The organism is Amycolatopsis sp. NPDC003861, from assembly GCF_053605405.1.
This window is the reverse complement of the sequence record NZ_JBSGJD010000042.1, coordinates 25,649-46,935: the sequence shown is the minus strand read 5'-3', so window position 1 is coordinate 46,935 and position 21,287 is coordinate 25,649. Positions and strand designations below refer to the sequence as shown.

Annotated in this window: 20 protein-coding genes; 5 read left to right on the top strand and 15 right to left on the bottom strand. The window is 70.7% G+C overall.

Annotation, left to right across the window (positions count from 1 at the left end; all coding sequences use genetic code 11):
- The 4 genes from ACWEVN_RS13855 to ACWEVN_RS13840 all read right to left on the bottom strand — a co-directional run.
- A partial coding sequence (locus tag ACWEVN_RS13855; RefSeq protein ID WP_452051452.1) for a hypothetical protein occupies nt 1-1,246 on the bottom strand: 1,246 nt, incomplete at its 3' end.
- Between the two features lie 9 nt (nt 1,247-1,255).
- The gene (locus ACWEVN_RS13850) at nt 1,256-1,825 is read right to left on the bottom strand and encodes a DUF3558 domain-containing protein (RefSeq protein ID WP_452051451.1); all 570 of its coding nucleotides are present in this window, start codon (nt 1,823-1,825) and stop codon (nt 1,256-1,258) included.
- A gap of 6 nt (nt 1,826-1,831) precedes the next feature.
- The gene (locus tag ACWEVN_RS13845; protein WP_452051450.1) at nt 1,832-2,278 is read right to left on the bottom strand and encodes a hypothetical protein; all 447 of its coding nucleotides are present in this window, start codon (nt 2,276-2,278) and stop codon (nt 1,832-1,834) included.
- Nucleotides 2,279-2,407: 129 nt separating this feature from the next.
- Nucleotides 2,408-3,169 carry an ESX secretion-associated protein EspG gene (locus tag ACWEVN_RS13840; RefSeq protein WP_452051449.1) on the bottom strand — a complete coding sequence of 254 codons (762 nt, stop codon included), beginning with the start codon at nt 3,167-3,169 and terminating at the stop codon, nt 2,408-2,410.
- 105 nt (nt 3,170-3,274) lie between these two features.
- Here ACWEVN_RS13840 and ACWEVN_RS13835 point away from each other — a divergent pair, with 105 nt between their 5' ends.
- On the top strand, nt 3,275-3,520 hold the full coding sequence (locus tag ACWEVN_RS13835) for a hypothetical protein (protein ID WP_310968146.1): 246 nt from the start codon (nt 3,275-3,277) through the stop codon (nt 3,518-3,520).
- Nucleotides 3,521-3,570: 50 nt separating this feature from the next.
- Here the strand turns inward: ACWEVN_RS13835 and ACWEVN_RS13830 are convergent, their stop codons facing one another.
- Together ACWEVN_RS13830 and ACWEVN_RS13825 are read right to left on the bottom strand one after the other, a co-directional pair.
- On the bottom strand, nt 3,571-5,484 hold the full coding sequence (locus ACWEVN_RS13830) for a glycosyltransferase (protein ID WP_449685645.1): 1,914 nt from the start codon (nt 5,482-5,484) through the stop codon (nt 3,571-3,573).
- A 6-nt stretch (nt 5,485-5,490) separates the two neighbouring features.
- Complete coding sequence (locus tag ACWEVN_RS13825; RefSeq protein ID WP_452051448.1) at nt 5,491-5,958, bottom strand: GtrA family protein; 468 nt, start codon at nt 5,956-5,958, stop codon at nt 5,491-5,493.
- A gap of 161 nt (nt 5,959-6,119) precedes the next feature.
- Here ACWEVN_RS13825 and ACWEVN_RS13820 point away from each other — a divergent pair, with 161 nt between their 5' ends.
- Together ACWEVN_RS13820 and ACWEVN_RS13815 are read left to right on the top strand one after the other, a co-directional pair.
- A complete protein-coding gene (locus tag ACWEVN_RS13820; RefSeq protein WP_452051453.1) occupies nt 6,120-7,454 on the top strand; it encodes an FAD-binding protein in 1,335 nt (444 codons plus the stop codon).
- The gene (locus tag ACWEVN_RS13815; RefSeq protein WP_449685643.1) at nt 7,451-8,206 is read left to right on the top strand and encodes a decaprenylphospho-beta-D-erythro-pentofuranosid-2-ulose 2-reductase; all 756 of its coding nucleotides are present in this window, start codon (nt 7,451-7,453) and stop codon (nt 8,204-8,206) included. The genes ACWEVN_RS13820 and ACWEVN_RS13815 overlap by 4 nt, the downstream gene beginning before the upstream one ends.
- A gap of 11 nt (nt 8,207-8,217) precedes the next feature.
- Here ACWEVN_RS13815 and ACWEVN_RS13810 read toward each other — a convergent pair whose 3' ends face one another.
- The 5 genes from ACWEVN_RS13810 to glf all read right to left on the bottom strand — a co-directional run bounded on the left by ACWEVN_RS13810 (nt 8,218) and on the right by glf (nt 13,340).
- A complete protein-coding gene (locus tag ACWEVN_RS13810; RefSeq protein WP_452051447.1) occupies nt 8,218-9,732 on the bottom strand; it encodes a hypothetical protein in 1,515 nt (504 codons plus the stop codon).
- A 75-nt stretch (nt 9,733-9,807) separates the two neighbouring features.
- Nucleotides 9,808-10,551, bottom strand: coding sequence for a hypothetical protein (locus ACWEVN_RS13805; protein ID WP_452051446.1), 744 nt, complete (start codon nt 10,549-10,551; stop codon nt 9,808-9,810).
- A gap of 107 nt (nt 10,552-10,658) precedes the next feature.
- Nucleotides 10,659-11,609, bottom strand: a complete 951-nt coding sequence (locus ACWEVN_RS13800) for a decaprenyl-phosphate phosphoribosyltransferase (RefSeq protein ID WP_310968151.1) — start codon at nt 11,607-11,609, stop codon at nt 10,659-10,661.
- Nucleotides 11,606-12,124 (bottom strand): phosphatase PAP2 family protein, encoded by a 519-nt coding sequence (locus ACWEVN_RS13795; RefSeq protein ID WP_449674048.1) that lies wholly within the window; start codon nt 12,122-12,124, stop codon nt 11,606-11,608. Before ACWEVN_RS13795 ends, ACWEVN_RS13800 begins: the two co-directional genes overlap by 4 nt.
- Complete coding sequence (gene glf, locus ACWEVN_RS13790; RefSeq protein WP_449685640.1) at nt 12,117-13,340, bottom strand: UDP-galactopyranose mutase; 1,224 nt, start codon at nt 13,338-13,340, stop codon at nt 12,117-12,119. Before glf ends, ACWEVN_RS13795 begins: the two co-directional genes overlap by 8 nt.
- A gap of 79 nt (nt 13,341-13,419) precedes the next feature.
- Between glf and ACWEVN_RS13785 the strand changes: the two genes are divergently transcribed.
- Complete coding sequence (locus ACWEVN_RS13785; RefSeq protein WP_452051445.1) at nt 13,420-15,429, top strand: DUF6541 family protein; 2,010 nt, start codon at nt 13,420-13,422, stop codon at nt 15,427-15,429.
- 138 nt (nt 15,430-15,567) lie between these two features.
- Here ACWEVN_RS13785 and ACWEVN_RS13780 read toward each other — a convergent pair whose 3' ends face one another.
- Complete coding sequence (locus ACWEVN_RS13780; protein WP_452051444.1) at nt 15,568-16,449, bottom strand: LLM class flavin-dependent oxidoreductase; 882 nt, start codon at nt 16,447-16,449, stop codon at nt 15,568-15,570.
- A gap of 151 nt (nt 16,450-16,600) precedes the next feature.
- Here ACWEVN_RS13780 and ACWEVN_RS13775 point away from each other — a divergent pair, with 151 nt between their 5' ends.
- Nucleotides 16,601-17,398: an HAD family hydrolase gene (locus ACWEVN_RS13775; protein WP_310968503.1), complete on the top strand. Its 798-nt coding sequence runs from the start codon at nt 16,601-16,603 to the stop codon at nt 17,396-17,398.
- A 67-nt stretch (nt 17,399-17,465) separates the two neighbouring features.
- Here ACWEVN_RS13775 and ACWEVN_RS13770 read toward each other — a convergent pair whose 3' ends face one another.
- The 3 genes from ACWEVN_RS13770 to ACWEVN_RS13760 are packed head-to-tail and all read right to left on the bottom strand — an operon-like array spanning nt 17,466 to nt 21,280.
- Nucleotides 17,466-18,194, bottom strand: coding sequence for a lysophospholipid acyltransferase family protein (locus ACWEVN_RS13770; RefSeq protein WP_449685637.1), 729 nt, complete (start codon nt 18,192-18,194; stop codon nt 17,466-17,468).
- 9 nt (nt 18,195-18,203) lie between these two features.
- Complete coding sequence (gene wsfD / locus ACWEVN_RS13765) at nt 18,204-19,640, bottom strand: glycan biosynthesis hexose transferase WsfD (protein WP_452051443.1); 1,437 nt, start codon at nt 19,638-19,640, stop codon at nt 18,204-18,206.
- On the bottom strand, nt 19,637-21,280 hold the full coding sequence (locus ACWEVN_RS13760; RefSeq protein ID WP_449685635.1) for a hypothetical protein: 1,644 nt from the start codon (nt 21,278-21,280) through the stop codon (nt 19,637-19,639). The genes wsfD and ACWEVN_RS13760 overlap by 4 nt, the downstream gene beginning before the upstream one ends.
- Between the last annotated feature and the right edge of the window lie 7 nt (nt 21,281-21,287).

The window sequence follows — 21,287 nt, the reverse complement described above, 5'->3', positions numbered from 1 at the left end:
CGGGCGCGGGTGCCGCGTCCGTCGCGTTGCCGCCGGCCGCGCCCGAGCCGCCGGGGCCGAACCCGCCGCTCCCGCGGCCGCCGCCCCCGCCGACCTTGGAGTTGTAGGCCTCGTCGCCGCCGAAGTTCATCCCGCCCATCGGCATCGGGCTCATCGGCGGCATCCCCCCGAACTGCTGGTTCGGGTTCTGCGTCGAGGCCGCCGGGGCCAAGCCGGGCGTGAAGCCGGACGGCGTGGTGGTGCCCGCGGGCAGCAGCCCCGCGCCGGTGGTCGAGCCCGGCCCGGAGATGTGCCCGGCGGGCCCGCCGGTGCCGGGAACGGGCCCGGAGGAGAAGCCCTGGGCGTGACCGCCGGGCGTGGTGCCCGAGTTGCTGCCGGGCATGTTCACGCTGGAGGGGTTGTCGATGCCGTTCTTGTCGCCGGTCCCGTTGGGATCATCGCTGCCCCCACCGGTGCTGAAGCTGGGCGGCGGCGCGAAGGCGGGCTGCTTGGAGGCGGCTTCGTAGAGGTTCTTGTCGTACGTCGCCATCACGCCGGCGGCCTCGTCGTGCGCCGCCTGGCTGTCCTTCTGCTTCTGGATCGACTTGTCGACGTTGTCGGCCAGGTTGAAGGGGTTCGAGGTGGCCCAGCCCTTGAACTCGTCCTTCCAGCTGAACGGAATGGGGGCGGGCATGGAGTTCTTCGCCGTGGCGGCGGCCTGGCCCTGGTCGTAGATGGTTTCCGAGGCCAGCTTCGCGTTTTGGGAGTTGGCATCGGACCACTTGCCGAGGCTGGTGAAGTACTGCTGCGCGTTCTCGGCGGCGCTGCCTTCCCAGGTGCCCTTGGAGGCGTTGACGGCGGTGTTCATCGACTGCGCGAACTTGTCGAAGAGCTTGTGCACGTCGTGGTACGCGGTCGAGACGCTGGAAACCTGCTCGACATCGAGATTGCTCTGAAGGAAAGCCTGCAGCTGAGCGTGGTCGTTGCCCTTGTAATCGGCATTCGGCGCGTTCAGCCCCTGGACGTACTCGACGTCGCGCCCCTGGGTGGCGTCCTTGACGTTCTTGTCGCCCATTTGCTGGGACTGGTTCTTGGCCTGCGCCTGGGCGATCCACTGCTGGACGGGCCCGAACAGCCAGCTACCGGGGTCGACGCCCTCCTCGGCCTTCTGCTGGAGGTAGGCGTCCCGATCGGCGGGCGCCATGTCCTGAACTTCCTGGGGCGTCTTGTCCGGAGTCTTCGGCGGTGGCGCCTGTCGCGTCGTCATTTGGTCCCCTTACCCCTTGGGCAGCTTCGGCTCGACGATCTTCGTGGCCACGTCTTCGGCGATCTGGCAGGCCTTCTCGACCGTGGCGACCGCGGTGACGTTCACGTCGACACGCGCTGTGTCCCCCACGCCGAGAGCGACCGTGCAGCCCAGCGGTGCGTTGCCGGACGCCTCCTTGGCCTTGCGGCCGTTGATCCCCAGGTCCTTGACGCCGTTCCCGGTGTCGTTGACCGAATCGAGCGGGGCGTCGTCGCGGATGGCGACGTTGATGCCGATGCTCTCCTCGCTGGCAGTTGCGGTCCTGTGCAGGTAGCTGCAGACCCGTGCCTTGCCGAGCTTCTGCTCCTTGGCCTCGCCGAATGTGTTGTACGTGCTCACGTCGGCAGCGGTAAGCAAGGTGCACGGTTCGAGCGACGTGGTCGTCGCGCCGCCAGGGCCGGCCGAACTCGGATTGCCGGAAGCGGGCGCGGACGACTCCGAGTTCGCCGGCGAAGCGGTCCCGGGCTGCGTGGTCGTACATCCGGCCAGCAGAACGGCGCCCGCGGCGACGGGAAGGGCAGCGCGTGCGAGGAGTTTCATCATTCCCTAGGACTTGGTCTGCAAGCTGGCGAAAGCAGCGCTCTCGGATTCCTTGTAGAGACCGGCAGCACGGGCGAGCGCCTCGTCCGCCTGCATGGCCACAGCCTTGAGCTTTTCGAGCACGACACCCGCGGAATTGTCGGCCTGCGCCGCGCCTTTCTGATCATGCGAGGCGACCGTATGGCCGTAGGGGTGGTTCCCCAGTTGAGGCGACTGACTGAGCGTGTAGGTGGCATCACCGAGAGCGGTGATGTCGTTCATCAAGTCGTTCAGCGCGTCCCGAATCGGCTTCACCCCCTCCGGGGTGATCTTGAAGCCGCCGCCCTTGGCCGCGTCCAGGAGCTTCTGGGTTTCGGCCGTGACGCTTTGCACCGCGGCGCCCATACCGGCCGAAGAGAGCGGGTTGAGGATGTCCGTGAACGAGCCTCCGCCCCCGCCGTCAGCCATCTGCATCGCTGTTCCACCCCGAATCGCTTCGCCCGTGCGTGTGCACCCGGGAGTCTACTAGCCGGGCACCCTCGGCCACGGCCGTTCACCGATCTTCACCTCGGACGCAGCCTCGCCACGAACGGTTCCCGAACGTCAGAACTGGCCTTCGAGCTGGGCGTACAGCTGCTGGGCCAAGCGTGCGTTGTCCGCCGGGGCGTAGGTGATCCAGCGCTGGCCGTCCGGTGCCGCCCTGGACGACATCAGCCAGCGGCCGCTCGGGGTGTCGAACCAGGCCAGCGGGGGGAACGCGCCCGCGCGAGTTTGGGCCGTGAACTGGCCCACGCGCTTCTTCGGCTCCTGGAACACGCGCTCGATCATGCGGACCTGCGGGCCTCCCGCCGTTTGCGACCGCGGGCCGGTGACGCCGGCGAACGGGTCGTACGCCTCGTCGCGGCGTTGGTGGCGGGGCTGCTGGGCCGGCCTCGAAATCGTCACCGACTGGCCGGGCGCCGCCGGGGTCAGCGGGAGGAGGTCGACGATCGCCGGGACGATGCCCGTCGGGCGGACCTCCTCGAAGACGATCAGGTTCTCGTCCTGGCGGGCCAGCACCGCGAACTGGCCGTCGGACGCCACCCGCGCGAACAGGTGGCGGTCGCCCAGTTCGGCGGCCGCGTTGATGGTCACGCTGCCCCGGACGAACGTCGCCAGCGCCAGCTCGGCGTCCGCGTCCAGCCGCCCCCGGCTCCACAGCCCGCGGCCGGTCAGGTCGCGGACGACGGCGTCGCGGATCATCGCGCGTTGCTCGACCGTCGTGCCGACGTGCGGAACTTCGAACGGCGTCGGCGCGCGGCCCAGCCCGAGCTGTTCGAGCAGGATGTCCACCGCCGCCAGCGACAGCGAGAACGAGTGCGGCATTCGCTTCCAACCCCCCGCGGATGAGTCCGGCCTTCGCGAAAACCGTAGCTCCGCCCTCAGCGAACCCGCTTGCCGGGGCAAGATCGCCGCTGGTCCGATGGACCCATGGCCGACACGAAACCCGCCCTCGTCCTGCACCTCGCCACCGGCGGCGAACCGCTGCTGTTCGCGCTGACCACCGAAGAATCCGGGAAACTGGCGGGCCGGCTCGCCCAGCTCGTCAAGGCCGGCGCCGTCGAATCGGTGACCACCAAGGACGACTCGGTCGTCGCGGTCAACTTCGCGCACGTCGCCGCCGCCTACATCGACGACCTCAACCGCAAGAGCAAAGTCTTCGGTTTGCACGCCTGAACGGCGAAGGCCGTCTCACGACGTACGTGAGACGGCCTTCGCGAAGCACGTCAGAGCTTGTACAGGCGCTTCCAATTCTCGCGCGAGGTGAGCTCCGGCATGGCGCGCTTGTACTGCTCCTGCACCGCCGCGCCTTCCTTGCGCAGCCGCTGGATGACGCGTGCGCCCTGCTTGGCCAGTGCGAACATCTTCACCCGGTCGTAGGACCGGACGCGGACGCCTTCCTGGCTCGCGTCGGTGACCACGGCCGTGTCGAACAGCGCGATGTGCCACCAGTTGGCCTCGTCGATCGGCACCGCGCCGAGCCCGAAGCGGCTGCGGCCGAGCACCCGGTCGAGGACGCGCTTGATCAGCACCAGGCGCTGCATGCTGGGCCGCGGCGCGCTGTTGATGATGCCGATGTCGTTGGACGCGATGCCCGGGACGTCGGTGGCCTTGTGGCGCTTGGTCTCCGGGTAGTCGTCGCGGATCCGGCGGATCTCCTTCATCGCCTCGACCCCGCCGTCACGCAGGATCTCCGGGCCCTTCAGGAAGTCCTCGACGGCCTTGATCAGCGTCGCCGACAGGCCGTACTGCATGCCGAGCAGGTAGCGCACCAGCTGCGCGATGAGCACGCGCGACAGCAGGTTCAGGTTGAACGGCGAGTGCAGTGCCGCGGTGATGATCGAGTTGCGCAGGTTGAAGTACCGGTGCCACTCGTCCCAGTCCTTCATGTGGAAGTCCGCGTGCCACACGCCCGCACCCGGCAGGGTGACGGTCGGGAAGCCGTGCGCGCGGGCCCGGTAGGAGTACTCGGCGTCGTCCCACTGGAAGAAGAACGGCAGCGGGTAGCCGGTGGCCTGGACGACCTCGTAGGGGATCAGGCACGACCACCAGCCGTTGTAGCCGGCGTCGAGGCGGCGTTCCTGGCGGTTCGGCTTCAGCGTCTCCTCGTCCACGCCGAGCAGATCGGCGGTGGACAGCGAGTGCTCGACCGGCTGGCCGGGTTCCAGGGTGTTGAGCCGGGCGTACTCGGCGCCGACGTGCAGCTGGTTCGGGTGGAACAGGTTAAGCATCTGGCCGCCGACGATGATCGGGTTGGCGGCGCGGTTGGAGAACGCCGTCATCCGGATCACCAGGTCCGGCTCGAGCAGGACGTCGTCGTCCATGAACAGGACGTTCGCGTGCTCGGTCGCGGTGTGCCCGGCGACCTCGAAGAGGCCGCGGGTGAAGCCGCCGGCGCCGCCGAGGTTCGGCTGCTTGATGTAGTGCAGCTTGTCGGCGAGGTCCTTGGCGACCTGCTCGAAGCCGTCGCGGGACTCGACGAGGTCGGTGCCCTGGTCGGCGACGTAGATCGCGTCCAGCGTGTCCAGCGAGGAGACGTCCGCGGCGAGGGCCTGGAGGTTCTTCAGGCAGTCGTCGGCGCGGTTCATCGTGCAGATGGTGACCGCGGTCGGGCGGATCTTCTCCGGGGCGTCGACGGTCCAGCGGACCTGCTCGACGCGCAGCGTCTGGCCGCCCTCGGTCTCGAGGTCGAGCCAGAGCGCGCCGCCGTCGTAGAACTTGTCCAGCTTGCCGGTCAGCGACACCTTGGCCTGCTTGGCGTCCTTGACCTGCTCGGCGGCCACCACGCGGGGCTCGCCCTCGACGTCGGAGGCGCCCATGGAGAGCAGGCCGGTGCCGGTGACGACCGCCTCGACGGAGACCTCGGTCACCGTCGTCCAGCGCTGCCAGTAGCTGGCCGGGAAGCGGCCGAAGTACGTGTTGCCCGACACCTTGGAGGCGGGCTCGAGGGTGATCGACGCACGTTCCCGCACGGCCGAGCCCCACTCGAGCTCGGCGTACAGGTCCTTGCTGACGATCGGCGCGGGGCCGGCGTAGAGCCCGCGCTGCGCCGTCAGGCGGCCCTGCGGAGTGTGCTCGGTGAACCGCGTCTCGGCGGCCGCGCCGGTGGTCGGCGCCGGGGTGGCTGTCTTACCGGGCATGGTTCCTCAGTTCTCCTTGGTCGACGGCTCGCGGAACACGACCCACTTGAGCATGACGAAATTGATCACGGTGGCGGTGGCCTGAGACACGGCCCAGCACAGCGTGTGCTGCCACGCGGACTCCGGCAGCACCTGCAGGGCCAGCTGGTTCACCCCGACCGCGACGAAGAACGTCACGGTGTAGAGCAGGACGAACGAGCCGATCTGCGCCTTCCCGTCGCGGCGCCCGCCGGCGAAGGTGAACTTCCGGTTCAGGAAGAACGCCGTGGTCGTGCCCACGATGAAAGAGATAGCGCGGGCGATGTCGACCCACGGTGAGGTGGCCATCCCGGCCACCTGCGTCAGCAGCGTGTAGGTGCCCAGGTCGACGAGGGCGCAGAAGCCCCCGATGAGGGCGAAGCGGAGGAGCTGGCCCAGCAGTCCTGGGGAGGACTGCGCAGCCGCTATGTCGGCTTGCGGATCGGTCGCCACCACTGCATTACCTCGTCACCTGTGTCACGGTCACCCGCGCGGGCGCTTGTGCCTTGATGCGCAAAGTGTAGAGATGAGCACTTCAGGGTCACGTTCCGGGCGTGGTTGGGCGTGGCTACCCTGGTCGGGTGACCCAAGTACCCAACACACAGCGTCGCACGCTCATGGGCTGGGCGCGGACGTCACCGACCATCGCCGACGTGCTGACCACCTCCGATGTCGAAGTGATCGCCCGCGCCGTGGCCCAGGCCGGTGAGCGCGGCGTGATCGCCCGTGGCCTCGGCCGGTCCTACGGCGACCCGGCGCAGAACGCCGGTGGCCTGGTCGTCGACATGACGGCCCTGAACCGGATCCACTCGATCGACCCGGACACCGCGCTGGTCGACGTCGACGCCGGTGTCAGCCTCGACCAGCTGATGCGCGAGGCCCTGCCGTACGGCCTGTGGGTCCCGGTGCTGCCGGGCACCCGCCAGGTGACCATCGGCGGCGCGATCGCCAACGACATCCACGGCAAGAACCACCACAGCGCGGGCAGCTTCGGCAACCACGTCGTGTCGATGGACCTGATCACCGCCGACGGGCAGGTCCGCACGCTGACGCCGGAGGGCCCGGACGCCGAGCTGTTCTGGGCGACCGTCGCGGGCATCGGCCTGACCGGCATCATCGTCCGGGCCAAGATCCGGATGACCAAGACCGAAACCGCGTACTTCCTCGCGGACAACGAGCGCACGAACAACCTCGACGAGACCTTGGAACTGGTCACCGACGGTTCCGACGACAACTACACGTACTCGTCGGCGTGGTTCGACACGATCTCCACCGGCGCGAAGCTCGGCCGCGCCGCCTTCGGCCGCGGCTCGCTGGCCAAGCTGGACGAACTGCCGCCGAAGCTGCGCGCCAACCCGCTGAAGTTCGACGCCCCGCAGCTCGCGACGCTGCCGGACGTCTTCCCCAACGGCCTGGCCAACAAGCTGACCTTCGGCGCCATCGGCGAGCTGTACTACCGCAAGACGCCGAAGGCCGCCCGCGGCGTGATCCAGAACCTGACCGCCTTCTACCACCCGCTCGACATGTTCGGCGAGTGGAACCGGGCCTACGGCTCGAAGGGCTTCCTGCAGTACCAGTTCTCGACGCCGCTCAACGCGCACGAGCCGTTGCGGAAGATCGTCAAGAAGATCGCCGAGTCGGGGCACGTGTCCTTCCTCAACGTCTTCAAGCGGATGGGCGAGGGCAACGCGGCGCCGCTGTCGTTCCCGCACCCGGGCTGGATGGTCTGCGTCGACTTCCCGATCAAGGACGGCCTCAGCCGGTTCTGCCAGGAGCTCGACGAAGACGTCCTGGAGCTGGGCGGGCGGCTGTACACCGCGAAGGACTCGCGCACCTCGCCCGAGACGTTCGCGAAGATGTACCCGCGCCTCGAAGAGTGGCGCAAGGTGCGCGCTTCCATCGACCCCGAAGGCGTTTTCGCCTCTGACATGAGCCGGAGGCTCGAACTGTGATCGACGCGGTGGGCAACCCCCAGTCCCTGCTCCTGCTCGGCGGCACGTCCGACATCGCGCTGGCGATCGCCGAGAAGTACCTGGCCGAGAAGCCGCTGCGCGTGGTGCTCGCGGCCCGGCCGTCGCCCCGCCTGGAGGCGGCCGCGCAGCGCCTGAAGGACAAGGGCGCCGAGGTGTCCACTGTGGACTTCGACGCGAAGGACACTGCCTCCCACCCGGGTGTGCTGGCCAAGGCGTTCGAGGGCGGCGACATCGACGTGGCCGTCGTGGCGTTCGGCCTGCTCGGCGACCCGGAAGAGGTCTGGCAGGACCACGCGAAGGCGGTCGAGCTGGCCACGGTGAACTACACGGCGGCGGTGTCGGTCGGCGTCGCGCTGTCGGAGAAGCTCAAGGCCCAGGGCCACGGCACGGTGATCGCGCTGTCGTCGGTGGCGGGCGAGCGCGTCCGCCGGTCCAACTTCGTGTACGGCTCGACGAAGGCCGGTTTCGACGGGTTCTACCTGGGTCTCGGCGAGGCGCTCGCGCCGTTCGGGGCGAAGGTGACGGTCGTCCGCCCGGGCCACGTGAAGACGAAGATGACCGAGGGGCTCAAGGACGCCCCGCTGGCGCAGACGGCCGAGCAGGTGGCGGAGATCGCGGTCGGCGCGGCGCGCGCCGGCAAGGACCTGGTCTGGGCGCCGGCGCCGTTCCGGCTGGTGATGTCGGCCCTGCGGCACGTCCCGCGGCCGATCTTCCGCAAGCTGCCGATCTGACGCGCTCGGCGTCACCTCACGGCGTGGGCGGGCACCAGGTAGAGGTTCTGGCTGCCCACCCAGGGTGAGTCGATGCGCCAGCTCGCCAGCGCGGCCGGCGGCGGGGCGCGGCGGGTGGTCGCCAGGACCAGGTCCGGGCTCGCCGGCGCGATGCTGTGGTCGAAGTTGTGGAAGTTCGCCTCCAGCAGCGCCCGGCCCAGGTCGCCGCTGCGGCGCTTGGTCTCGGTGATGGCCGGGTCGACGGCTCCGCGGTCGGAGAACTCGTCGACCAGCTCGCAGTCGCACGCGTACGCCAGTGCGCCGACCTCGCCGGCCGTCTCGACCTTGCGGCCGTGGGCGATCGCCGCCAGCTCGTGGCCGATTTCGCGGTACTCCGTCGTCGAGGCGTGGTTGCTCGTGATCGGCGCGAACTGGCGGGGCAGGCCCGGCAGCGCGTATACCGCGGCACCCGCCACGAGCGCCGCGCCGGCCAGCGTCCACGTCGCGCGCCGGACGCGCTCCGGGACGGCCGATGCGCAGGCGGCGAGGAAGATCGTCGCGCCGATGATGCTCGGCGCGTAGTACCAGTGGTAGGGCGGCACGCCCAGCTGGCTATAGGCCAGGTAGTGCAGCGCGCCGGCGACGGCGAGCGCCGCGAACGGCGTCAGGCGGCGGGCCGTCTCGGAGCCGCGTCGGTACTGGATGAGCCACGCCACCCCGGTCACGGCCGCGAGCAGCAGCGGCAGGAACGACAGCGCGGCCGCGGCCGGGAAGTTGCGCCAGTACAGCAGCGGACCGTTGGTGAAGCTGAACGGTCCCCACGACTGCTGGCTGATCTTGATGACGAGCGTGTCCGGCACGGCCGAGCCGAGCACCACCCAGCTGAACCCGAACCACGGCAGCGTGACGGCGAGCGCCGAGAAGGCCGTCCGCCAGATGCCGGTCCAGAACTCGCGGCGGGCCGCGAACAGCACGGCGGCGATCAGCAGCAGGTCGATCCGGACGAGCGCGAGCAGGCCGATCACCACGCCCAGGCGGCCGGCCCGGCGCTCCCCCGCGTAGACCAGCGTCCACACGACGCCGGTGGCGCCGAGGGCGACTTCGAGGCCGATCGAGGACAGCAGCAGCGGGTTGACCAGCAGCAACGCGAACGTCAGCGGCGCGAACGCCGGCGGCAGGCCGGTGCGCTCGCCGAGGCGGCGCAGGCCCAGCACGAGCAGCACCTGCGCGACGACGAAGACGACCCCGGCGGCCAGCACGGCGTCGCGCACGACGAACGTGACCGCGCCGAGAGCCAGGACGTTCAGCGGGGACGTCGCGGTGTTGGCCGTCCCCTGCTCGATCAGGCCCCAGTGGCCGTGGAAGGCGAGGTTCTTCGCGTAGGACAGCGTGATGTAGGTGTCATCGATGAGATGGCTGCTGACCAGGGCGAACACGAGGGCGGAGGCGGCCGCGGCGCCCGCCGGCAGGGCCCAAGCGCGGGTGACGGGGATGGCCGCCGGCAGCACGCGGACGGCTTTGGGGAGTTCTGCGGAGGCGCTTCGCATCCGGAATACCGTACCCCGCTCGTGATGCTTCTGTGATCTGAGCGGGGTACGGGTGGCCGAGGCCACACTCGGGGATCAGATGCCGTCCCCGGTACCGGAGCCGGCGTTGCCGCGCCCGCCGAAGCCGGGCCCGCGGCCATCGAAGCCCTGGTCGGGGCCGTTGTACTGGCGGTGCACGCCGGGGCGGCCATCCCGCGGACCGTGGTGGCTCGCGGCGGCGATCCCGCCGACGATCCCCGCGCCGACGAGCATGCCGAGCACCCCGACGGCGACGAGCTGGGTGGCCCGGTGACCGACGAACCGCCGGAACCCGCCTGCCTGCCGCGCGGCGGCCTGGGGTGGGCCCCAGGCCGCGTAGGGGTGACCTGGGGCGGGTTGGCCGGGCTGACCGGGCTGGCCGGGCGGCGGGGTGGGTGGTGGCTGCTGGCCGTGGACGGCGGTCTGGTCGGCCGGGGTGCCGGGCGCGGGTTGGCCGGACGCCGCCGGGTCGGCCGGGGCCTCGCCGGGCGCCCCTGAGCTGGCGGCACCTTGCGCGCCGACGGAGGTCGGCGAGGCTACGGGCTGGCCCGGGGCCGCGGACTCGGCCGCGCTCTGCGCGGCAGCCGGGCTAGGCGAGGCGGGAGGCTCGGCTGCACCTTGCGCGGCGGCCGAGGTGGGCGAGGCGGCAGGCGCCGGGCTGGTCGGGGCCGCCGGCTCGGCTGCGGGGGCGCTCGGCTCCGGAGTCGCCGCGGTGGGGGCGTCGGGCGTCGGGGTCGAATGCTCGACTGTCGGCTGGTCGGCTCCGTCCGGGGCCTTCGGCTCGCGCGGCTGGTCGTTCATCATCGCTCCTGTGGTCACGGGGACGGGCGCAGTGCCCGCCCCCACCACCTCAGGGTGCGCCCGTCAGCTGTGCGTGACCTGTACCGAAGCTGTCGATTCGCGAAGAGTCACAGGTAGAACGACAGGAACAGGGTGATCACCCAGGTCGCGCCCAGCACCTGCAGGATGCGGTCCTTGAGCGCGATCTCCTCCGGCTCGCCCGCGATGCCGCCGTCGACGTCCACCGCGTACCTCAGCACCGCCACCAGGAACGGGACCATCGAGATCAGCGCCCACACCGAGTTGTGCTCGGTCTGGCGGATCTCGAACGCCCACAGGCAGTACGACATGATCAGGATCGCCGCCGAGGTCGCCCAGACGAACCGCAGGTAGCTCGCCGAATACTTCTTCAGCGACGAGCGGATCTTCGCTCCGGTCCGCTCGAACAGCATGATCTCCGCGTAGCGCTTGCCCGCCACCATGAACAGCGAGCCGAACGCCGTGACCAGCAGGAACCACTGGGACAACGCGATGCCGCCCGCCACACCGCCGGCGATCGAGCGCATCAGGAAGCCCGAGCCGACGATGGCCAGGTCGACCACCGGCTGGTGCTTGAGGCCGAAGCAGTAACCGAGCTGGACGGCCTCGTAGACGCCCAGCACGACCGCCAGCTGCCAGCTGGCGAGGAACGACACGCCGAGGCCGGCCAGGAAGAACACGACCGCGGCCCCGTACGCGACGGGGACCGGCACGATGCCGGCCGCGATGGGCCGGTTGCGCTTGGTCGGGTGGGCGCGGTCGGCCTCGACGTCGATGGCGTCGTTGATGAGGTAGACCGAGCTCGCCACCAGCGAAAAGGCCACGAAGGCGATGACCGCGTCGATCAGGAGACCGGTGCGGTCGGTCGACTTCGAGAACGCGAAGAACGGGGCCGCGAAGACCAGGACGTTCTTCACCCACTGCCGCGGCCGCGCCGTCTTGATGACGCCACCGACCAGGCCGAACGGCCCGCGTGACACACCAACCTCAGGAGTCACGGCAGTTTCGTCGCTGTCGCGCTGCTCGGTCGTCTCGCTCATGGGTTCTTCTTCAGCTTCCGTCGTATCAGACCACCGACGAGCCCCCCGAGAGCTGCACCGGCCAGAACGTCTGTCGGATAGTGAACGCCGAGCACGAGCCTCGAGGCCAGCATCGGCGGTACCAGGGCGGGCACCAGGTTACGCCCGGTCAATCCGGAGTAGAGCACCGCCGCCGCCGTAGTGGACGTCGCGTGCGACGACGGGAAGCTCAGCTTGCTCGGCGTGCCGACCAGGACCTCGACGCTCGAGTGGTCCGGTCGCGGCCGCCTGACCACGCGTTTCACTGCGATCGACGCCGCGTGCGCTCCGACGACACCCGCCGAAGCGACCAGCCAGTCCTTGCGCCGCTCCTTGTCGACCACGGCCCCGATCAGGCCGAGGCCGAACCAGCCCAGCGCGTGCTCGCCGAAGTGCGACATGCCGCGCGCAGCCTTCACCGAAGCTTCACTCTTCAGAAAGCCCTGCGCCTTCGCGAGGACCGCCACCTCGCCGGCGGGCTGCCCCTTCTCAAGCATCGAGGGACCCGTCGAGCGGCGCACCGTCGGTCAGGTGCGGGGCGATCTTGTTGTCGAACGCCGACAGCGCCGAGCCGATCGCCATGTGCATGTCGAGGTACTTGTACGTGCCCAGCCGGCCGCCGAACAGCACGTTCTTCTCGCGGGCCTCGGCCTTGGCCAGCTCGCGGTAGGCCTCGAGCTTCTCGCGGTTCTCCGGCGTGTTGATCGGGTAGTACGGCTCGTCGTCCTCGCCCGCGAAGCGGGAGTACTCGCGGAAGATGACCGTCTTGTCCTTGGGGTAGTCCCGCTCCGGGTGGAAGTGCCGGAACTCGATGATCCGGGTGTAGGGGACTTCCTGGTCGTTGTAGTTGACGACCGAGGTGCCCTGGAAGTCACCGGTCTCGGCGACCTCGGACTCGAAGTCGACGGTGCGCCAGGTGAACTTGCCCGCCGAGTAGCCGAAGTAGCGGTCCAGCGGCCCGGTGTAGACGGTCGGGGTGCCCGCCGGGATGTGCGCGCGGACGTCGAAGTAGTCGACGTTCAGCCGGATCTCGATGTTCTCGTGCTCGGCCATCTTCTCGAGCCACGCGGTGTACCCGTTGACGGGCAGGCCCTCGTAGGTGTCGTTGAAGTACCGGTTGTCGAAGTTGTAGCGGACCGGCAGGCGCGTGATGATGTTCTCGCCCAGGTTCTTGGGGTCGTTCTCCCACTGCTTCGCGGTGTACCCGCGGATGAACGCCTCGTAGAGGGGGCGGCCGACCAGCGAGATCGCCTTCTCCTCGAGGTTCTGCGCGGCGGAGGTCTCGAACTCGGACGCCTGCTTCGCGATCAGCTCGCGCGCTTCGTCCGGGGTGTGCGACTTGCCGAAGAACTGGTTGATCAGGCCCAGGTTCATCGGGAACGAGTAGACCTGGTCCTTGACCCGCGCGAAGACGCGGTGCTGGTAGTTCGTGAACTCGGTGAACCGGTTGACGTACTCCCACACGCGCTTGTTCGAGGTGTGGAACAGGTGCGCCCCGTACTTGTGCACCTCGATGCCCGTCTCCGGGTCGGGCTCCGAGTACGCGTTGCCGCCGAGGTGGCTGCGTCGCTCGAGGACGAGGACCTTCTTGCCGAGCTCGGCCGCGGCCCGTTCGGCGACCGTCAGGCCGAAGAAGCCGGACCCGACGACGACGAGGTCGTAACCTGCGAAATCGTCTTCAGTAATCTTGGCGGGGTTCGTGTGCGCGCTCACGGGCGTCGAGGGTACGCAGGTCGGTCGCACGGCCCGCACCCACCTATCACATTTCGGCCTACGACACACCTGGAAAGCAGTGCCTGCACCCGAGGACTTCTGGAGCTACTTCGGCGCGGTGGCCACCTACCTGGCCGTGCTGGCGGTCCCCGGCGGGGTCGCCGGGTGGGCCGCCGGCCTGCGCGGCTGGGCCCTGGCCGGCCTCGCGCCGCTGCTCAGCTACGCCATCACCGGCCTGGCCGGCCCGTGGCTGGCGATCACGCACATCCCCTACGGCTCGCTCAGCGTGGCCGCGGTCACCCTGCTGCTCGCCGCCGTGCTGTACGGCCTGCGCCGCCTGGCCACCGCGCGCGGCTGGCTCACCCCGGGCGCCGAGGAGCCCGCCGTGCCCTGGACGCGCCGGGCCCACCTGGCCGTCGGGGCCTGCGTCGCGATCGCCGTCGCCGTGTCGATCGCCGTGGTCGTCTCCGGCCGCGGCGGGACGACCGCGGTGTTCCAGCGCTGGGACACCGTCTTCCACGCGAACGGCATCCGCTACATCGCCGAGACCGGCGACGGCTCGCTGACCGGCATGGGCACCATCAACTGGTACCCGGCCGGCTCCTTCTACCCGAACGCCTACCACCTGGTCGGTGCCCTGGTCTACGAGTTGTCCGGGACGTCGATCCCGGTCACGCTCAACGCGATCACGATGCCGATCGCCGGCCTGTTCGCGCTGGCGATGGCCGCGCTGGTGCGCCAGCTCGGCGGCCGCGCGGTGTTCGCCGGCAGCGCCGCGCTGGTCGCCGGCGGCGCGACGACCGGGGCGTACGAGTCGGTGTCGAGCGGGCTGCTGCCGTTCGCGCTCGGCATCGTGCTGACGCCGCTGGCGGTGATCGCGCTGCAGCGGTTCGTCGCGCGGCCGGGCGTGGACACCGGGGCGGTGCTGGCCCTGACCGCGACCGGCCTGCTCGCCGCGCACTCCAGCGCGCTGTTCGGGGCGATCCTGTTCGCGTTCCCGCTGGTGGTGCAGCGCTGGTACCGGGCGCTGCGCGGCCGCCGCGTCGACGGCGTGGCCGAGGGCAAGCCCGCCTGGCGCGTGGTGGGCGGCGACGTGCTGCGGATGGTGCCGGTGATGGTCGTCGCCGGGCTGCTGGCCGCCCCCATGATCCTCGGCGCGATCGGTTTCACGTCCGGCTCGTACCCGTACTACGCCTGGGGCTCGCACATGCCGGTGTGGAAGGCGCTGGCCATGCTGGCGACCTTCAAGCAGGTGCTGCCGGTGCCGCAGATCTGGCTGACGGTGTTCCTCGCCGTCGGCGTGCTGACGCTGGTGGCCCTGCGGCGGATGCGCTGGCTGGTGCTTTCGGCGCTCGGGCTGTCGGCGTTGTTCGTGGTCGTCGCCTGCTTCGGCGGCGAGCACTGGGTCATCTCGCTGTCGCGCCCCTGGTGGAACGACCGGTTCCGGCTGATGGCGCTGGCGTCGATCCCGCTGTGCCTGCTCGCCGCGCACGGCATGAGCGAGACCCAGCGGTGGCTGGCGAAGCTCGCGAGCGGACGCGCCTGGGTGCGCGCGCGGCCGTGGCTGACCGGCCGGGTGGGGCTGGCGACGGCGGTGCTCCTGGTCGTCGCGATGGGCGTGCTGACCGGCGGGTTCTACCGCGCGGCCAACGCCAAGACGGTGTCGCTGCTCTACTACAACGGCCTGCCCGGCGAGGTGGTCCCGCCGGTCAGCCAGGACGAGATCGACGCGATGGACCACCTCGGCACGCTCGGCATCCCCGCCGACCAGAAGGTGCTCAACGACCGGCTCGACGGCACGGCCTGGATGTACGCCCTGACCGGCGTGCACCCGGTGGCCGGCCATTACGACGCCGGCGTGGCCCCGCCGGACGCGCTCTACCTGGCCAAGCACTTCGTCGACTACGACAGCGACCCGCAGGTGCGCGCGGCCGTTCAGCGGCTGAACATCCACTACGTGCTGGTGGGCAGCGGCACCATCCGCCGGGACACCCCCATCGCGTGGGGCCTGCAGCACCTGGACGGGCACGACTTCCTGCAGGTCGTCTACCGGAACCCGGGCGCGGTCATCTACCGGATCGTGAAGTAGAACGCCCTCGTGGCCGCGGCGCCCCTCCGCGGCCACGAGGGCCCCCGCACCCCCGGGGTGATCTCGGTCGTCTGCAAGGTATCGACGCCCGCGGACCGGCAATCGGTTTCCCGATCACCCCGATGTCACTCGTTCGGACTAGCGCAGCTCCGGCAGGACGTCGCTGGCGACCTGCTCCAGCACGGCTTCCCGGCCTTCGTAGGGCGACGACGACCGCGGCCAGTGCGAGATGACGTCGGTGAAGCCGAGCTCCTTCGCCCGGCCCACGGCGTCGCGGAACGCCTCCACGCTGCTCAGCGAGAACACCGGTGACGCGTCCAGGCTGAGGAACCGCTGGATGCTCGCGCGGTCGCGGCCCGCCGCGTCCAGCCGCCCGTCGAAGACCTCGGTGAGCTGCTCGATGCCGGCCCACCACTCGTCGGCGGTCTCGCCGCCCTTGCCGGTCGTCACCCAGCCCGCGCCGAAGCGCGCGGCGAGGGTCATCGTGCGCGGGCCGTTCGCCGCGACGACGAACGGCAGCCGCGGCCGCTGGACCGGGCCGGGCAGGTTGCGGGCCTCGCGGGCCCGGTAGTACTCGCCGTCGAAGCCGAACTTGTCGGTCATCAGCAGCCCGTCGAGCGCCTCGACGAACTCGGTGAAGCGGTCGACGCGCTGCTTCGTCGTCAGCTCGGGGGCGCCGAGCACCGCGCCGTCGTAGCGCGTGTGGTCGACGCCCGCGCCGACGCCGAGGACGAGCCGGCCGTCCGAGATGTCGTCGAGGGTGTTGAGCTCCCGCATGAACGGCACGGGGTGCCGGGCGACCGGCGAGGCCACGAACGTGCCGAGCCGGATGCGGGACGTCACCGTCGCCGCCGCGGTCAGGGTCGGGATCGCGGAGAACCACGGGCCGTCGACCAGGTTGCGCCAGCCGAGGTGGTCGTAGGTCCAGGCGTGGTCGAAGCCGTACTCCTCGGCGGCGCGCCACTTCGGCTCGGCGGCCCACCAACGATCTTCCGGAAGAATCACGATGCCAACTCGCACAATGCGAAAAGTAACAGTGAAGCGAAGCTTCTCCGTTGAGGGTGGTGGTGGGGAGGAGGGAGGAGACTAGCGGTCACCACCGGCTGTCGCACGGACGGGAACGTCTTCGCCCGAACGAGTCAGGGACAATGACGGGGTGGAGAGACCTCAGTTGATCGCGTCCGACGTCGACGGCACCCTGCTCGGCCCCTCCGAATCCCTGACCGGCCGCACCATCGCCACCGTGCGCCGGGCGATCGACGCGGGCGTGCCGTTCGTGCTGGCCACCGGGCGGCCGCCGCGCTGGATCGCGCCCGTGGCCGGGCCCCTCGAGCTGACCGGGTACGCGGTGTGCGCGAACGGCGCCGTCCTGTACGACTGCGGCCGCGAAGAGGTCGTCGCGGTGCACGGCCTGCTGCGGCCCGAGCTGCTCCACGACATCGCGCACGCGCTGGACAAGGCCCTGCCCGGCTGCCGGCTGGCCACCGAGCGGGTCAGCACCGGCGCCGACCACGACATGCGCAACTTCGTGATCGAGCCGGACTACCACAACCCGTGGGGCGACGGCGAAGGCCGCACCGCGCCGCGGGCCGAGGTGCTCGGGCACCCGGCGATCAAGCTGCTGGTCAGCCACCGCGGGATGTCGTCGGAGGAGATGGCGGACGCGGTGAACGCGCTGTTCGACCGGGACGTCGACGTGACGTACTCCTCGTCGGGTGGGCTGGTCGAGCTGTCCGCGCACGGCATCACCAAGGCGACCGGGCTCGCCGACGTCGCCGGGCGGCTCGGGGTCGAGCCCGAGCGGGTGATCGCCTTCGGCGACATGCCCAACGACGTCGAGATGCTCCGCTGGGCCGGCCACGGCGTCGCGATGCAGAACGGGCACCCGCAGGCGCGGTCGGTGGCCGACGAGATCACCGGCCCGGCCGGCGAGGACGGCGTCGCGCAGGTGCTTGAGCGCTGGTTCTAGCTGGTTCTAGACCGTCTTGCGGGGGTCCGGGTGGCGGAGCCCCCGGCGCGGGGCGAAGCCCCGGATGTCACCGCCGGTCGAGCTCGGCCGCTTCGGCCGGGGTCGGCGCCGTGCCGCCCAGGTGGGCGGGCAGCCACCAGCGTTCCTCGTCGGATGCCGGCTGGTCCGGGTACTCGGCCTGGGCGCGGTCGAGCAGCGCGCTCATCCGGGTGCGCAGCTCCTTCGTGACGACGTCCCAGTCGTCCCCCTTCGCCGGGTGCATCGGCTCGCCGATGAGGATCGAGATCGGCACGTGCCGGCGGGTCAGGTCCTTCGGGCGGCCCTTCGTCCACAGCCGCTGGGTCCCCCACAGCGCCATCGGCACGACCGGGACGCCGGCCGCCGCGGCCATCCGGACCGCGCCGGACTTGATCTCCTTGACGGTGAACGACTGGCTGATGGTGGCCTCGGGGAAGACGCCGACGACCTCGCCGGCCTGCAGCTTCGCGAGCGCCTCGCGGTAGGAGGCCAGCCCGGCGGAGCGGTCGACGGAGATGTGGTGCATCCCGCGCATCAGCGGCCCGGCGATCTTATTGTCGAAGATCTCCTTCTTCGCCATGAAGCGCGTCAGCCGCTTGGCCGGGCGCGCGCCGAGCCCGCAGAAGATGAAGTCCAGGTAGCTCACGTGGTTGCACGCGATGACCGCGCCGCCGCGGCGCGGGATGTGCTCCGCGCCCTCGATCCGGATGCGGTTGTCGAGTACCCGGAACATCGTCCGGGCCGCCGCGATCACGGGCGGGTAAACCAGGTCGGCCATCCGGCCAGGTTACGGGACCGTAGGTTCGGCGCGGCGGTTCAGCGGGGAAGAACACAATACGAGCGCGAGCAAGAGCGAAAACAGCGCGACGGACTGGTGCTTAATGCCTTCGATGCCGTCGCCGAGGGCCGCGGTGCCGAACTGCGTCACCGAGACCGCGAACAGGAACGCCAGCACGACGCCGAGCGCGTCCCGTCGCCGCGACCAGGCCCTGAGCAGCACGAACAGCCAGATGGGGACGAGCGCGAACAGCCCGAGCGGGGCGAGCAGGCCGGTCAGCCACGACACGACCGGCACCCGGTACTCCTGCGCGTGCGGCGGGAAGCCGGCGTCCCGGTCGAAGCTGCCGAGGTAGTCCGGCCGGGCGGTGAGCTGGTCGGTGGCGGCGCGGTCGAGCACGGCCAGGGTCCGGCCGGGGTGGGTCGCGAAGTACGTCACGACGTTCCGGCGGCTGATCCGGTCGCGATAGCGCGGGTACAGCGGGTCCATCGTCGCCGGGTGCGGGTGCCACCAGCCGTTGCCCGCGTACTGCGCGAACGACGGCGGTAGTCCGAGGGCGGCCAGGTCGGCCTGGGTGTCGTGCCTGCCGTCGACGATGTTGAGGAAGATCGAGTTGAAGACGTTGATCTCGCGGGAGTCGTCGCCCGGGAAGGCGCTGTAGGTGCCGTCGGGCGCTCGCGCGGGCTCGACGCTCTGCTGCGCGGAGAGCGTGACGGCGCCGATCGCGGCGATGACCAGCACGGCCGACACCCACCGCTTGGCGCCGCGCAGCGTGCCCGGCCGGACCAGCAGGATCGCCAGCGCGAGGATCGGCAGGATGATCAGCGTCTGGACCTTGGCGTTGACTGCCAGGACGCCGCCCGCGAACGTCACCGCCATCCCCGCGTAGCTCCATCGGCCTTCGCGGGCGGTCAGGAGCAGGCCGCCGACGGCCAGCAGCAAGCCGAGGAAGGCCGCGCCTTCGCCGAGGATCGCCGCGAAGTAGCCGAAGAACGCCGAGTCCGCGACGACCAGCAGGAGCCCGGCCGCCACGAAGACCCGGGTCCGGCGTGGGTGGGGCAGGCCGAGCACGATCGCCGTGATCGCCGCCGCGGCGATGACGCTGCTCAGCAGGCCCAGGATGACCAGGCTCAGCGTGCCGTGGAGGCCGATCAGGCGTCCGATGCGGACGGCCAGGTCCGCGAGCCAGCTCTGCGTCAGCAGGTACGTCGGCCGGCACGGCGGTCCCGGCGCGGGCGGGTAGGTGAGGTGGACGAACGGCTCGGGCAGGCCCTTCCAGGTGATCCCGGCGCCGCACAGCACGCGGCCGCCGTCGCCGTTGTTCGACATCGCGATCGGGCGCGGCACCAGGAACCGCACCACGAACAGGGCGAGCGACGCGCCGAACACCCCGATTCCCAGCCGCGCTTCCGCGCCCAGTTGCCGGTCCGGGGCCTCGAGCTTCACGAAGGACAGGGTACGTAGCGGAAGTCCGGGCCCTTGTCGAGGTCGGCGACCAGTGACTTGGCCTGTTCCGCCCGCGGGTACACCGAGACCCAGTAGGGCGTGCCGACGCGGCGGAAGGTCGCGACCTCGTACTTGCCCGCGTACACCGGGTCGATCACGCAGTGCTGGCGGTCGGCGTAGCCGCCTTCGGCGGGCACGGCGACGGTCGGGCGGCGGCTGTTCACCACGTAGTCGTAGTCGGTCGAGACGCCGCCGTCGTGCTGCCCTTCGCGGGCGATGTGGTCGTCGGTGCGGCCGAGGACGTCGATGATGAGCAGCTGCCCGCCGTGGGCGGCGAGGGCGCCGGGCGCGGCGGCGCTGACGACGGAGCCGGGCGGCAGGTAGTCGCCGAGCCAGTCGCCGATCTCGGCGAGTTCGGTGCCGTGCGAGTGCCAGACGCGGACCCGGTCGAGCATTTCGGGGCTGAACACCGAAACGAGGACCGCGATGCCGGCGAGCCCGCAGGCGGTCACCGGGACGAGCCGCGGTGTGACGGGCTTCGGCCACGGCGACGGCTTCACGACGACGTCCGCGGTCAGCACGCCGTACGTCCCGGCGGCCGCGACGGCCAGCAGCGGCGGGATCGGGGCCAGCAGCCGCCACGACGGACCGGGGTCGCCGCCGATGAGCACGGCCGCCGCGGCCAGCCCCGCGGCCATCGCGAACAGCAGCCAGAGCAGCGCCCGAGCCTCGACAGCTTCGGTGCGACGCAGCAGGAGCGCGACCGCGGCGACCAGGCCCAGCAGGAGGAACCCCTGGTGGGCCAGGGCGAAACCGGCGAGGTACGGCCAGCCCGTGGCGAGGTGCTCGCCGAACGGCCCGCCGAGCTTCGCGGCCAGCGGGGCGGGGAGGAAGTGCTCGTAGAACGTCGCACGCCAGGCCAGCCGCGGGATCAGGAAGACCAGCGCGCCCAGCACGTACCCCACCGGCGCCCACCAGCTGTGCTTCTCCTTGAGCGCGGCCCCGGCCAGCCACAGGCCGGCCAGCACGGCGACGACCAGGCCTTCCGGGCTGGTCATCACGGCGAAGGCGACCAGCACCCCGGCGACCACCGGGCGGCGCGCCGCGAGCGCGTACCCGACGGCGAGGACGAGCAGGACGAACAGCGGGACTTCGGAGCCCGAGGCGCCGTAGACGGCGAGGCCGCCGGCGCTCGCGGTGAGCACCGCGGCGGCCACGCCGATCGCGGGCCGCGGCGCGGCGCCGGCCGCGGTGACGATCCGGTTGGCCGCGAAGTACGCCAGGAGCACGCACCCGAGCGCGGCGAGGACCCCCAGGACGACCGCCGTGGTGCGGACGTCGGCGCCGAACGCGGCGCGCGGCAGGGCGACCAGGACCAGCCAGAGGAAGTTCGTGTACCCCTCGACGCGTTCGCCGGGGTTGAACACCGGGCCGTTGCCGTCGGCGATGTTCTGCGCGTAGCGGAAGGTGACCAGCGCGTCTTCGGTGACGGTCGCGAACAGCAGCTGGTGCAGCAGCGAGAGGCCGAGTGTGAGGGTGAGGACGAAGGCACGCAGGCCGCGTTCGGCGTCGAGGCGGGTCCAGGTCAGCACCACGATCGCGGCGACGACCAGCCACGCCACCACGACCGCGTAGACCACCCGGCCC

What these genes read in the sequence shown, in the direction of transcription:
- ACWEVN_RS13830 (WP_449685645.1), bottom strand. Translation starts at nt 5,484, where the DNA reads ATGCCCGGTAAGACAGCCACCCCGGCGCCGACCACCGGCGCGGCCGCC.
- ACWEVN_RS13800 (WP_310968151.1), bottom strand. Translation starts at nt 11,609, where the DNA reads ATGAGCGAGACGACCGAGCAGCGCGACAGCGACGAAACTGCCGTGACT.
- ACWEVN_RS13840 (WP_452051449.1), bottom strand. Translation starts at nt 3,169, where the DNA reads ATGCCGCACTCGTTCTCGCTGTCGCTGGCGGCGGTGGACATCCTGCTC.
- ACWEVN_RS13835 (WP_310968146.1), top strand. Translation starts at nt 3,275, where the DNA reads ATGGCCGACACGAAACCCGCCCTCGTCCTGCACCTCGCCACCGGCGGC.
- ACWEVN_RS13845 (WP_452051450.1), bottom strand. Translation starts at nt 2,278, where the DNA reads ATGCAGATGGCTGACGGCGGGGGCGGAGGCTCGTTCACGGACATCCTC.
- ACWEVN_RS13850 (WP_452051451.1), bottom strand. Translation starts at nt 1,825, where the DNA reads ATGAAACTCCTCGCACGCGCTGCCCTTCCCGTCGCCGCGGGCGCCGTT.
- ACWEVN_RS13795 (WP_449674048.1), bottom strand. Translation starts at nt 12,124, where the DNA reads ATGCTTGAGAAGGGGCAGCCCGCCGGCGAGGTGGCGGTCCTCGCGAAG.
- ACWEVN_RS13805 (WP_452051446.1), bottom strand. Translation starts at nt 10,551, where the DNA reads ATGAACGACCAGCCGCGCGAGCCGAAGGCCCCGGACGGAGCCGACCAG.
- ACWEVN_RS13820 (WP_452051453.1), top strand. Translation starts at nt 6,120, where the DNA reads ATGGGCTGGGCGCGGACGTCACCGACCATCGCCGACGTGCTGACCACC.
- ACWEVN_RS13810 (WP_452051447.1), bottom strand. Translation starts at nt 9,732, where the DNA reads ATGCGAAGCGCCTCCGCAGAACTCCCCAAAGCCGTCCGCGTGCTGCCG.
- ACWEVN_RS13770 (WP_449685637.1), bottom strand. Translation starts at nt 18,194, where the DNA reads ATGGCCGACCTGGTTTACCCGCCCGTGATCGCGGCGGCCCGGACGATG.